Source organism: Streptomyces sp. NBC_01241, from assembly GCF_041435435.1.
Lineage (GTDB): Bacteria > Actinomycetota > Actinomycetes > Streptomycetales > Streptomycetaceae > Streptomyces.
Genome location: NZ_CP108494.1, coordinates 6,510,530 through 6,524,303, shown reverse-complemented (window position 1 = coordinate 6,524,303; position 13,774 = coordinate 6,510,530). Strand labels below are relative to the sequence as shown.

Here is a 13,774-nt window from a genome sequence, read left to right as displayed (position 1 = left end):
GGCGGAAGAAGGCCGGTTCAGGTGGAGAAGAGGGTCAGGCGTCCGGCGCGAGGTGTTTGCGCGCGACCCAGGCATCGGGCACGACGATCCACTCGTCGAACCCTGCCTGATACGGCACGCTCTGCCCTGCCAGCCGCGGTGCATTCGCCGGGTCGGACTGGGCAACGAGCAGCCACAGCGGGCTGCCACCTTGCCGCGCTTCCTCCGCGAGCCTTACAAGCAGGTCCAACGCGTCGTACCGGGCGAGCACCGCAGTGTGGGTAAGGAGCAGCGGTCCCTGCCCCTGCCTCAGTCGCTCTCGCAGCTGCGGCTCGATGCGCCCCCACGCCTTGTCTGTACGGAAGCGCAGCTGCTGGTGAGCCCGGCTTCCGGGTTCGGCAGCGTCGGCCTTGAGGACGGTCTCCCAGGTCGGTCTGGCCGCCTCGCCGATCACCCTGCGCAGTTCGTTCACGAAGAGCCCGGTCAATGACACCGGCCGCACACCGTACGGCTCGTCCGCCAGGTGCCGCACCGCGTCCTCAGCACCCCGGTGGGGCACCGTCAGGACCCGGAAGCCATCCTGTCGCGCCGAGTGGCTGAGCCGCTGTTCGGCCTTGACTGCGGCGGCGACGGCCGCGTCCGCGTCGTACTGGGTGGGGGCGGATCGACGGGCCGCCGAGGCTCCCCAGCTCGCCGAGGTCAGGCCGGCGGTGGCGTCCCCAGCCGGACGGTCCGGGATAAGGCGGAGCACCTTGTCGTAACGCGTCGCCAGCTTCAACTCGAAGCCAGCCTGCTTCAGGTGGCGGACCAGTGCGCTGCCCTTGGGCAACTCGCGTGGCACCAGCGGGTCTGTGCCCAGGTCAGGGAAGCGGGTCGTGACTCGCTTGTGCAGGGCGTCAACCGTGAGGCCGGGCAGTCGATCCTCCTCGACGCCGGGTTGCACGGCGACCACACCGGCCTGGGTGATCCTCAGCGCGCGCACCAGATCCAGGTCGCGCGGGTAGATCTCCAGTCGGGGGGTGAGAGCGGCTCGGTTGGAGGCCGCCACCGCGATCTCGGCGGTGCGCCGCTCGTCCCAGCCGAGGTTTCCCGGCGGCCGTCGCACCGCGTCCAGCTCGGTAAGGACGGTGCTGGCAGTCGGCAGGGATTCCAGGTCCGCGAGTCGGTCGGCTCGCGCGCCCAGGTTGAGCGCGTATTCCTGCAGAGCGGGCAGCGTCGGGGTATCCGGGCCGTCCACGCCCTCCCGGACATCGATGGCGAGCAGGCCGAGCACCGGATCGGCGCCCTTGGGCATCCGGGCATGGAAGTAGCGGAAGAGCGGCGGGGACTCGTTGTTGTAGCTCTCTCGCTCGACCACCGCGCGCAGGAGCGACAGGGCGAGCGAGCGCCGGTCGCGCCGTTCCACGTGCTGGGTGCCGCGCCGGGCGATCAGCGCGTCGGCGAGCTCGATCACCGGGGCCACCCGTCCGCGCTCGGCAAGAAGCTCCACCACCTCCTCGCGCAGCAGTCCAAGAGCGGCGTCCTCGTACCAGCGCTCGCGCGCCTTCCTCACGATCTGCGGGATACGGCCCGCGGTCAGGCCCACCGCGTCTGCGACGTCCCGCTGCCGAACCCATGCCAGGCCCTCGGGCAGCTTGCCGGCCTCGTTGGGCAGCCGCAGTAGCAGCCGGACCGCTTCGCGCTCCTTGGCGTTGGAGCGGGCACTGCCGCTGGATGGCTTCGGGACCAGGCGAGCGGCCAGCGCGTCCAGGCTCAGCGCGCCCAGCAGCTGCGGGTCAGTGACATTTCCGCCGCCGGCGGCGACCGATTCGGCGACCGCCTGTTCCAGTTCGGTGATTTCCTGGCCGGCTGCCTTGCGGGCTTCCGCGCTGAGTGGTGCGGGGGCCGCTTTGCCGAGTCGGAGGTTCCACTCCTTCTGCCGACGCTGAATCTCCTCCCGGGTGCGCGAGCCCATGCCCGGTGCAGTCAGGAACTTCCTCGCCGAGTAGTCCAGCACGTCCCCAACTGTGTTCAGACCCATGGCGAACAGCTGGGACTGCGCGGAGAGCGTCAGACCTGCCACGGACAGAGGCGTCGTACGGTCAGCTCTGGCCGCCTGCTGGTCACGAACCTGCTCGACGGAAGCATCGTCGTCCTCGCGGCCGATCTGCGGCCCGGCTTCCTGTGTGGTCCCTGCGCTTTCCGCCGTACCGTGCCCGGAGCTCGGAGCAGTTGTCCGCTGCGCATCCAGGAAGAGTGCCTGCCAGGCACGCTCCATCGGCTTCAGGTCCGAGAACCGGTCCTTCACGTCCCGCGCCAAAGCCTTGCGGAAGAAGGCGACCAGGCCGTCGCGAACTGCCGGCTCGAAAGCGTCGGCGGCGAGCTGCGGGTACGGCCACTCCGTCGGATCGGTCTGCCGGGCTGTGACGGCACCGTCACCCCATCGGGGGAGCTCGTTCGACGCCATCTCATGCAAAGTCGCCGCGAGCGCGTACCGCTCGGCATGACCGTCGTACGAGCCGCGCGTGATGATGCCCAAGAACGGGTCGAGATAGCCCTCGGTGCCTGCGTCGATCTCCTTCGCCGGGTATCCGGCGAGGGAGAAGTCGATGAGCACGAGCTGTCGAGTGCCGTTTGGACGGATCCGAATGGCGATGTTGTCCGGCTTCAAGTCCCGATGCCAGATTCCTTCCGCCTCCAAGTGCTCCACCGCGCCAAACAGGTACTTTCCGTACGCCTCCAGCTGATCCATGCCCAGGCGGCCGTTGTCTCGCAGCTGACGGGCGACGGTGTCCTCACGCCGCCTCAGCCCCTTCCCGTCACCACGGTCCTGGTCCTTCAGCTCTCGGCTGTCGCCGACGTATTCGAGAGCGAGCACCCGACGCCCCGCGAGAGTGATCGGCTCCCGCTCGTACAGCGCGATGATGCTGGAATCCCGGTGGATGCGGCCCAAGACCTGGGCCTCCCGCTCCAGGACCGCGTGCTTGGCCTCGCTCAGCGCGACCTTCAGCACAGCCATCGGCAGAGCGCCGCTACGCCGCGGCTCGCCCACGAGATCTCTCACCAGGAACGCCCGAGACGTCGAGCCCGTGCCGAGCCGGCGAACAACCTCCCAGCGCCCGGCCAATACATCCCCGGCCACGGCCTCAAGCGGGTCCTTCTCCGGCTCCGGCTCGCCCCGATCCTCGTCCGTTTCCGATCCCGACCCGCCGTCGCCCGTACCGACGGAGTCCTTTTCGGTGAATGCCTGCTCTACGTACTCCAACATCTCCAGGAAGTCGTCGACCGTGGACAGGCGACGGCCCGGTTCGTACGCCGTGGATGCCTCCACCAGGTCGTCAATGTCCGGGTTAAGTCCGTCAACCAGGGCGCTCGGGCGCATGCTCTCACCGGCTTCCAGGCGGGCCATGACCTCGCTCTGGCTCGCACCTGGTGCCTGCCCGGTGATCAGAAGATACGTGAGGACACCGAGCCCGTACACATCAAGGCGCACCGGATCGGCCTTCGAAATCCTCAACTCCGGCGCCAGGTACGGATCAGCCTGCTCCGAGACATGGAACCCGGACACGTTCGTCGGAGCCAGGGTCAGAGGCCGGCCACGGCTGGCGCTCTGGCCGGTGGCGATCTGCCAGTCCGCGATCTGCGGCCAAGGACTCAGCCAGCGCTGTTCTTCGCTGAGCTCCCGGCCGCGCGGGCCGCGGTCACGCGGAATGATGTGCACCGCGTGAGCCGAGAGCGTGCGGTGATGGACGCGGCGGGAGTGCGCGGAGCGCACCGTCTCGGCAAGCTGCCGCACGAGCGCGAGGCGGCTGCGTAGGTCCAGCTGCTTCCCGTGCTGGACCAGAAAGTCGTCCAGCCGCAAAGTCTCCGGGTGGTAGTCGAACAGGATCGTCGGTCCGGCCGGATGGCCCGAGGGTAGGTAGCTCTTCAGCTGCACCGCACCCGGGTGCCGAAATCGGCTGAGCACCAGCGCCTCGCGAGCAGCGGCCTGCTCCACCGAGCGCCGCTCGGCGTCGGAAGCACCACGCTCGCTGAGAAAGACCCGTACCCGCGCCAGGTCGTGCAGCTGGGAATGACGGCCCAGATAGTCGGCCCAGGTAGGCCCAGTGTCGAACGCCTTCGCGTCTAGGAGATAGGAGCCCACCTCGTGCTGGCGGCGGATCGGTGCGATGCCGAGCTTCTTCAGGGCGGCGTCGACGCGGCGAGACGTCTCGGCCGTTATCCGGCGCCGGGCATCCCCCGGCGGCTCGGCCAACATCTCTACGAGCTGCTTGACCGTGAAGACGCCGTTCAGGTCGGCGGCTGGAAGGTTCACGTGGAGCTTGTCATCGGTGAAGCAGACCGCCTCGCCCACCCAGATCTTCGGCCGGTCCCCGGGCCGGCCGGCGACGTCATTGATCAGGCCGGACAGCTCCTTGGCCTTCCGGTTCGCTAGATGCAGGGGGTTGCCGTGTCGCCGCTGGGTTCCACCGGGCGTGATTTGCACCCAGTCGTTGCCGCCGCCGCGTACGGAGCCGTGCCAGTCCTTCAGCTCGAGGAGGAACACTCCGGCCGGTGAGGTCACCAGAAGATCGATCTCGCGGACGTGTCCGCTGTTCGCGGTGAACGTGAAGTTCGACCAGGCGCGCCACGGCTCCTCGTCTGGCAGGCGCCTGCGGATCGCTTCTAGGCCGCGGCGCTCGTGCTCGTGCTCGGACTCGGTGACCACCGTCCACCGGCCTTCCCGCATGCGACTCCCCGCCTATGTCTGTTCGCACCCATTCGTGACTGCTGCGACCCTGCCCCCGCGCTCTGAAGCGTCGCGCTACCCCGCAGAATGAATCTTAGAGGGCGGGGCTGACAGCAATAGGCAGTGATGGGTTTTCGGCTCGGCACTCCCTCGTTCCACCCGAAAGAGTGGCTGAGTAGCAGAGCCGCAGGCTTCGCGTGAAACTACGGACCGTGTCGTCGCTCCCCCTTGCAGGGCCATTGACTCTGGACTTCGACGCCGGATGTTTCCCTCCGGCGCCACCAGCCTGCTACCGGACCTCCCGGCAGTTACCCGGGCCGGACTTCCACCGTCAGGTGACGGCGAGCTCCCGAACAGCAAGAACACTGCTACGTCTCGGTGTCACCTCCTGTTCCTCTGGGCGCACGAAAGAGCTCGCTGAATGCCTTACCAGACATCCTCGGCGCGAAGACGCGAACCGGATCACTGCGCCTGACCCCGAGACCGGGACCATGCGCAGTACAGGCAGCCCCGACACCAATCATCGACTACTCTCTGCTGTGTTTCAGTGGCAGTTGGTGATCATTGGAGAGTTCTCTTGGCCGCCCACACAACACTGCCGGAGGATCCGGCGCGGCTGTCACGTCTGAAGCAGGTGTCGCCTGACCTGGCCGACGACTACATGACGCTCGAACTTCTAGCCGCGGGTCTGGCGGGCATCCAGGCCAACCAGCACAAGGCGCTGTGGAGCTCCGCTCAGCCTTCCGGCGACCCCACGGGTTTCCCACCAGCGTGGAAGGCCGGTGTAGCGCGCCTGCTTTGGCGTGCGCTGGAGGACGGCTGCCGCGAGGGGACCTCACATGCGGATGTTTTTCGCTGGTGCCACGCACCTCTCGGGCAATGGCCCCTTGCGCTGTGGGTCGCTCCGAGCGATTCCGATCTGCTTCTGATCGAGAACGGACAGCCGTCGGCGTTTGCCGAACAAGCCGCGCGGCTCCTGCTGTCCAAGGATCCCGAAGCGGAGCTGGTCGAGAATCGGTGCTACGAGCTGATGATCGCTGTGGCAGACCGAAACGGGGCAACCGAACAGGAGGTCCAGGACAACTATGTGCAGCTCCGGGGCTTTCTGACGAAGCACGCGGTTGCCTCTGACATCGACCTTCTGGGTCTACTGCGGGCCTTCCCTGCCAAGGACGCAAACGGGCAGCCGTGGGTGAAGCACTGGTTCAGTCAGTGCTACCGGGCTCAGCCGGCCAGCAGCGCCGTCGTACTCAGCTTCTGCGAGGGCTGCGACAACCCGCTCTCCGGTCAGCGTGGTTGCGGCACGCCGGGCTGCACGGGCGGACGGGTGGCCCGAACTGTGGAGACCATGTCCGAATACTTCGTGCAGAACAGGGCTGTCCGGCGCTTCCTCCACGATCCCGGGCTGGCAGAGCAACGGATGTTTGCTGCCCTGGAGCCACACTTCGGACAGCGTCTGCGCCCTTGGTGGGGCATGGATGCGGTGGACGTAGCCATCGACTTCGAAGGTACCGGGAAGATGGGAGTCGGTGAGTGGTGGGCCGCCGATGTGAAGGATCACGCGAGCGCCACACTTCTCGGGCGCTCCTTTCGCTGGAACCCACGCGCTGCCTCGAAGCGGCGGATCCTCGTCATCGCTCAGCACCGCTTTGAACAGCCCGACTACGTCGATGACCTGACCACTTCACTGCAAGGGCGCGTACAGGGAATTGAGGTCATGAGTGAGACTGCGTTCGTCGCCGCCGCACTGACGCACGACGGGCGGCGACGTCGATGAGCAGGGACATTGAAGGCTGGTTCGAAGCGCTGGACAAGAAGGCGTCGTCATCAGGCGTGGCCGAGACCATCAAGCCCCTCTTGTCGGTCCGTGAGTTCTTCCGGGTCGAGCTCGGGCTGTTCTTCCTGTCCGAGTACGCGCCCGGCCAGCCGGCCACGCTGATGCGCAAGGTGCTCGACGGGTACGCCCTGCCGGGGGCTGGCAACGAGACGGTCGTGCGGAACGTGCGTCGCCGCATGGGGCCTACGGCGCGGGGCGGGCAGTGGAGGTTGCGTCTCAACAACTACTGCAAGGTGCCCGCTCACCTGCGGTTGTTCGAGCTTGACGAAGGTGCCGGGCCTCGCGTGGTCCACGACAGCGTTTTTCGTCGCCGGGGGAGTTCGGCGCTGCCGGAACGGGAGCAGGCGTATAGGGACGCGATGTCGGTACCCGTGTCCTACAAGGTGGAGGCGGGTCATGATCCCGCGGCGCCGGGGGTGCGGGTGCGGCTCAAGCGAGCGGACGGCAGCATCGTCCGATTCCGGATTCCTGACTGGCTGGAGGAAGCCGCACCCGAGCGTCGTCTGGAACCGAAGACGCACAGAACCAGGCGTCCCTTCCCGCAGCTTACGGAGGACGACTTCCGCCAAGCCGCCAAGGAGATGGATCAGCGGCTCAGGACAAGTGAGCGATACCGAACGGAGAACTTCACAGGCCGTGTAGGGAGGATGGTCTTTTCTCGCACGGATAGCGAGGCTGGATGCCTGACGGAGGGCCTCGGCATCTTCACGATCGACGGACTGGCTCACGTCGTGGGCCTGATGAACTCGGGGAAAACCACCTTCAACGACGTTCTGGTCAAAATCTGTACCGACCGCGGGCTCAGGGTCGGGTACCTGGTCTCCTCCGTCGGGAACGCACTGGAGAAGGTCCGCTTCTTCCGGAGCCTGGGCATCGACGCCGTTCCCTTGATCGGCCACAGGAACCGTCCCGCGCACATGGAACGCTACTGGGATGACCTTCTCTACGTACCGGACAATGGCCAGGCGCCACCCCTTCCGGACGGCAACGACGAGGTCGCTGCCTTCACTACCGATATCTGTCTGCTGGACAGTCTTCTGGAGCCTTCCGGCCCTGTTGCCACGGCGCTCTCCATGGATGAGCGTCCCTGCCGGGACAAGCTCCGCGTCGACACCTCGGGCAAGCGGGCACCGATTGTCGATTGTCCGCTCCTCGCGGTGTGCCCGGCACAGGCAGCTGTACGCCGGATCCCGACGGCACAGGTCTGGGTAGCGACGCCAGCCGCTCTCCTCGCCAGTAGGGCGGAGCCGGCCTCGTACAAGACGCAGTGGGTGATTCCTGCCCAGCACGAACTCGATCTCCTCGTAGCCGACGAGGCCGACCAGGTGATGACGCAGTTCGACAAGGCGTTCATGCACCACGAACCGCTGACTAGTCCCGACGGCTGGAGCAGTCGCATTGCGCTGGCCTGGCATGAGGGGCTGGCGCGCACCTGGTACCGGCCGATGGCGGACCGGCAGGGGCTGCGTTACCAGCAGTACGCGACCTATCACGCCGAGGCTCTGGCCGGGTTGCTGCCGCTGCTCATGAGGCCATCGGCCGAGGGGCACGAAGGGGCCCAGGCAGGCGGCGAACTGCTGGAGGAGATCACGGCTGACGGGCCGTTCAGCGGGCACACCCTGCTCATGCGGCTGGCGCGGGCCTTGCACGGCATCACCAGCCGCGTCGAAGAACAGCATCAGTCTCACCTGTGGGAGCGAGCCGAGGAATACTTCCATACTCACTTCGCTCGTCTTGTCGAAGCCCCCTTCGGTTCACCCCCCGCTAGCCTGAAATCGCTGGTCGACACGATGACCTCTGGCTACGACACCGAGAAGAGCGCCGAGGAAGTAGCCCAAGACTGGCTCATGCACCACCTCCCGGAGGACATGTCTGAACCTGGCGATCGTTTGGCCGAGTTTGGACGAGTCCTCGTCGCGGCCTGCTGGAGTGCCCGCGTCACGACCACCGTGTTCGAGCTTTCCCACATGCAGGAATCACTCCGCGCGCTCATGGCCGTGGAAGACACGAACAATCTGCTCGCCCACCAGCCGAGGCCAGAGCTGCTCGCAGTTGTGCCCGAACAGCCGATGGGCAACATGATGGCCCTTCAGTGGACCCCCAGCCCAAAGGAGGGCAGAGGGTCGCTGGACCTGCTGTGGCTTCGCGGGGTCGGACGGTGGCTGCTCTATCACCTCCACGACCTTCTCGCCTGTGAGGGGGTCGAGGGCCCGCACGTGTTGCTTTCCTCGGCGACCAGTTACAACCCGCTCTCCGCCCGCTACCACATCGACGTTCTCCCCACACTGATTCTGCACGAGCCTCCCGACTGTGCCGCTGCCATCCGGGAAAGCCGGTTCTACACCCGGCCGCGGCGGCGCCCGGGGCACGAACGCGGCATCTACGTCTCCGGAGCCGGTGGCCGCGGCGCCCGCCAAGCCGCCGTGCGGGCGATGACGGACGCGGTCTGCACTCCCGACCCCGGGGCGGCCCTGTCTCTTCTGGAGCAGGTTCTCCAAGGATGCGAACCTGAGCGCCGAAGGGCTCTGTTCGTGGTGCTCAGCACTGAGGACGCAGCAACCAGCGCCCACTACGTGAACACCCGGACGGCCGTGCGTGCTGTGCACGTCGTGCCCGACCGCCAGGCCCCCGGGCTCTACGGGCTCAACCATCGCCGCATCTCTGCCTTCCCAAGGACCGATGCCCAGGTCATGGCGGCAGCCGAAGGCTCTGCCGGCCGCGGCCACAACATGCTCAACAACAACGGGGTGGCCGCGATCCAGGCCATCTTCTACCTGGCACGCCTCCACCCCCCGCCCACCGATCTCTCCTTCCCTCTCGCGATTCTCAACGCCCAGGCTATGCGGCGCCTTCTGAAGCCGGTTCTGTGCGACACCCACGGCCCTGACGCGGCGGGCGAGATGAGGAAACTGGCGTACGGCGCCCGTGCCACCTGGGGCACGATGATGGGCCGCCCCCTCAACTTCCGGGCGATGAAGGACGACTACCTACGTCACGCCTTCATCTCAGACCAGTCGGCTTCCCTCTACCAGACAACAGGTCGAGGGCTGCGCGGCAATGTGCCCGTGCAGGTCTACCTCCTCGACGCGGCATTCGCCCCGCGAGCGGCAGACCCCCGCGACACCGCGCCCGACACCGAGCGCACCAGCGTGCTCGTCGCCTGCCGAGAACTCACACGCCGAATGCTCGCCGATCCAGGGCCGACGGCCGACGCCCACGTGCGCCTCAACCACCAGATCTACACGGCCACGTGGAGCCTGCTGGGGCACCTCCTCGACACCATCGACTGGGGATAAAAGACATGACCGAAGCCGACAGCACTGCAGCGGATTCCGACAAGAGGAAGCCGCCGCCTCGCTACGACCACATCATCACGCCCGGCTTCGTAGCACGCCGCGGAGCCACACTGCCCGTCACCGTACACACGGCTAAATTCCCACCGTCGCTCCTGGCACGGCTTGAACGCGCTTGGAACAGCAACCCGAAAGCGCGCTCACCGTATCTGCCGACCTATGCCCTGCGCGAGTTGATCGAACAGGTGGAGCCCGCTGTCCTCTCGGTCGAAGGCCGACTGGGGGACGGCCCTTGGCTCCACGCCATGCGCACGCCTCAGAACGAGCTTCCCCTGCAACTGGCCCTCGAATTCTGGATCACTACGCACGTCGCGCCCCATCAGGACGACGTCGACTGGCCCACCATCGTGAAACGCGCCCTGCCACTGGAATGGGCACAGGCAGAGGTCGACCTTCTGGCCCACGGAAACGCCGCAAACGGAACAGCAACCCCGCCCAGCAGCACGTTCTCCCTGCTTGCCACCTACATTGCCGGACGCTGGGTGGACGAAAAGCTATCCCTGCCGGGCCATACCGCGGAAGGTTTCTCGGTTCTTGGCCAACTGACCGACCGCGGTGAGCGCAGCGTCTACAGCTGGCCACCACGAGAACTCGACGATGACGGAGCTTACGGCCTTTGGACCCACCGGACAGCACTGCGTGTGGTCTCAATGCCCCACGACAGCCGCCTCATCCTCCGAGCCGTTCCCCACATCGCCCGCTTCGGCGGTACCCAGCCTGCCTATATTCCACGCCGCGGCGACAGCCCTGCCACGGCCACCGTCCTGCTCTACCTGGCCAAGGGTGCACTGCGTGACGTCGAGCGCCCCATGCTGCTCCGCGCACCGGTCACAGTCAGCGGCAAGAAGCAGGACATGCGGTGGCAGTGGCAGCCCGGCATCGCGCGCATCCTGCCCTCCCTCCCCGCCAGCAACCGCTACCCCAACCCCGAGGACATCCGAACCGACCCCCGCCGCGCCGCCGGCGTCAACCGCAGCGCCGAAGAGGACAAGGAACCCACCGCGCTGCTGCTGCACGCCACCGGCTACACCTACCTCACCCGGACTGATCTCACTGACGCCCAACCGGAATTCAGCACACACGGCCACCCTGCGGAAAGCGGCCTGCAGCCCATCGACCACCTCACCCTCTTCGAGAACCTGAAGGAACCGCTCGCCAAGCTGAACTTCGACCCGCTCCCCGCCCTGGACAAGACACCCCAACGCCGAGCCCCTCGACTCACCCCAGCACGCGAGGACGCCCACTACCACTTCGAACTCTGGCACTGCGCACCGAAGACCTACCAAGCAGTCCATCTGGCCCTCACCAAGCTGCTCAACTACCAACACCTCGGTGAACGCAGCACAGAACCCGACGTTCACGACTACGCCGGACCCACCAAGATCACACTGGTCCTACGCAACCCCGGGACCCTCGTCTCCGGTCTGCCGAAGCCACCGCCACACACGGAGCCAGAGGCCCGCAAGGCTCACCGAAAGCAGGAACGGGCGCAGCGAGCCGAAGCACTGCGCAAGGAATTCCCCGAAGCCGACCACATGATCGGCTGCCTGGTGGAGATCGACAAACCAGTCAACTTCGCCATGGCCGGGGAGGACGACCCCAAGCGGTTCCTGAAGGACACCCTGCCGAAGCTGAACCGGCACGTGCAATGCCTGCACCCGGTCACAGCGGCTCCCAAGCCCGACGCCAAGAAGGCCGGGCTGAAGCCCTTCGAGGGCAGCGACATCCGCTGCGAGGACGTGCAGCGTGCCGCTTCCTCGGTGAAGGACCTCCTGCGCTCGCTCGGGCACCTGCCCCGCCTGCCCGCACCCCGCAGCGTCAAGGGCCGCTTCGAACTGGCTACCGTGCATGTCGCCCAGGCCGGGTCATGGATCGTCCCATTCGTCCTGCGCATGGACACCGACGGCAACACGACAGCCCAACTCGTGGCGGCTCCTGGCTATCCGCACGAAACGCCCATTCCCATCGAACACCTGCCCCGGGCCCTGGCCTCCGGGCGAGGGCGAATGCGGCGACGCGACAGGGCCCAGCTGAACGACTTCATCACCCAGGCACTCGCCATCGACTCCCACACCGAGCGGCTCTTCCTGGCCCGGGCGCAGACCCTGCGCAACAAGGATGTGTGGTCCTGGCTGCAGAATCCCCACATCACGCCGGACTCACTAAGGCTCCCTGGCGAAGACTGCGCCCACCCCAACCGCGCCGACGGCCGCCGCCCCGAGGACCTGCCCGGGCTGCGCATTATTCGCGTCAACGAGGAGTCCTACGAGATCCCACTGGCATTCGGCGCCAACCTCAACGACGAGGCCGAGGTTCCCGCCACCGCCGACGGCTCCCCCGACGTAGCGATCAGCGAAGAGGCGTACTCCGAGCCGGCATCCGGTGCAGCTGAGCTGCCATATGAGGAGTGGGGCAGATACTCCGGCGTCGTCCCGTGGAACGACCACGCCTTCCTGGCGATCAACCCAAGGCCAGACACGCATCAGCTGCCAAAGACCGTCTCCAAATACTCGGCAGACGAGCAGAACGCCACCCGCCACGGAGCCAACCCCACGTCCCTCGAAATCCACGTCTCCTTCAAGCAACCCCATGACTACGCCCCCGACTTGGCCGCGTACGTGAACAACCTGCGTAGGTGCCACCTGCACACGGACACCGCAACCCGCATGCCGCTGCTCCTGCACCTCGCCAAGCTAATGGAGGAGTACATCAACTGAAGCGAGGCACACCCGGAAACCCCCGGCCCTACCGCCCGACGTCCCTCTCGGGCCCTGGCCCTGGAGATCCATACAGCAGTGGTGAGTACGGCGGGCCCCAGCGCACCTGCCCACGCACAGAAGCATGCGCGCCACGAAGGAGGCACCGGCGCGCAACAGCGACTATGTGTTGGTGGACGGGTGCCCAGTCATGGAACCCGGGTGTGGGGACCGGGAAGCCCATCACCTGGTCGGCACCTGAATGCCTTCGAAGGAGCGGCAACGTAACGGATGATCGCCGGTTAACCAAACCGGCGATCCCCTGCATCCGTGTTCACCCACCACGACGAGGCCCCTGACAGCGCCTCCGCACAGGCTGCCGCGGCACTGACCGGCTCCCACCCCCGGATCAGCATCACCATCGCGCACCGAGCGGCAGTGACCAGCAGCAAGGGCGGAGCGGTGCTGTGGGGCCTCAACCAGTTGCACGCCGCCGGCCACACGCCCCCTCGCCTACACCGACCTCGGCCTCACCTACCCCCTCGACCAGCTGGGCCTGCACCTCGAAGCGCTGACCCACTCCGGAGCTGGGGCGGTAATCGGGTCGCGACGTAGGCCCGACTCGCACGGCTACTACCCGCCTGCCGGCCCCACGCCGGCCACCCTGCTCTACATCAGGCGGCCAACGAACTCCTCGGCCTGCACGTCACCGACCCCCAGGCCGGGTTCAAGGCGTTCACCCGCGCCGCCCTCGCCGCCGCCCTGCCCCCAGGTCACCGATCACCGGCTGTCCTTCGACACCGACCTGCTCGGCGCCCTCCAGCACACCGGCAACCACGTCATCGAGGTCGGTATCGCCGCCCTGCACCGCTACGTGGACGGCCAGGTCGGCACGCCCCGCGACTACGACGCCATGCTCGCCGCAGTCCACCAGCAGGCGGTACGCCACGGTCTCGACCCCAGCGACCGGGCCACCCCGATCTGGGACCGGATCCGCGAGGCCGGCTCGCTGACCGCCGCCGCGGCCCCCAAACCCCTCTCCGTTTCGATCACGCCCCCCACCCGCTGATCCAGAAGACGCATTCCGCCAAGCCGCCTCGCTCAACAGCGATGGTGGCTAGGCCAGTTGAGCGCCGCCGCTGCGGACTGCGGGTTCAAAGAAATAGTGCACGGTATGCGTAGACTGTCGCGCCTATCCCGC

The 13,774-nt window shown here is 66.9% G+C and carries 5 protein-coding genes; 4 read left to right on the top strand and 1 reads right to left on the bottom strand.

The window, feature by feature from the left end; genetic code table 11:
* Positions 1-34 precede the first annotated feature (34 nt).
* Positions 35-4,687 carry a BREX system serine/threonine kinase PglW gene (pglW, locus tag OG306_RS29300; protein WP_371665718.1) on the bottom strand — a complete coding sequence of 1,551 codons (4,653 nt, stop codon included), beginning with the start codon at positions 4,685-4,687 and terminating at the stop codon, positions 35-37.
* Positions 4,688-5,264: 577 nt separating this feature from the next.
* Here pglW and OG306_RS29295 point away from each other — a divergent pair.
* The 4 genes from OG306_RS29295 to OG306_RS29280 all read left to right on the top strand — a co-directional run bounded on the left by OG306_RS29295 (position 5,265) and on the right by OG306_RS29280 (position 13,642).
* Entirely contained in the window at positions 5,265-6,464 is a 1,200-nt protein-coding gene (locus OG306_RS29295) for a hypothetical protein (protein ID WP_371665717.1), read from the top strand.
* Positions 6,461-9,820 carry a hypothetical protein gene (locus OG306_RS29290; protein ID WP_371665716.1) on the top strand — a complete coding sequence of 1,120 codons (3,360 nt, stop codon included), beginning with the start codon at positions 6,461-6,463 and terminating at the stop codon, positions 9,818-9,820. The genes OG306_RS29295 and OG306_RS29290 overlap by 4 nt, the downstream gene beginning before the upstream one ends.
* 5 nt (positions 9,821-9,825) lie before the next feature.
* The gene (locus tag OG306_RS29285) at positions 9,826-12,594 is read left to right on the top strand and encodes an RNaseH domain-containing protein (protein ID WP_371665715.1); all 2,769 of its coding nucleotides are present in this window, start codon (positions 9,826-9,828) and stop codon (positions 12,592-12,594) included.
* Between the two features lie 853 nt (positions 12,595-13,447).
* On the top strand, positions 13,448-13,642 hold the full coding sequence (locus OG306_RS29280; protein ID WP_371665714.1) for a hypothetical protein: 195 nt from the start codon (positions 13,448-13,450) through the stop codon (positions 13,640-13,642).
* Positions 13,643-13,774 lie beyond the last annotated feature (132 nt).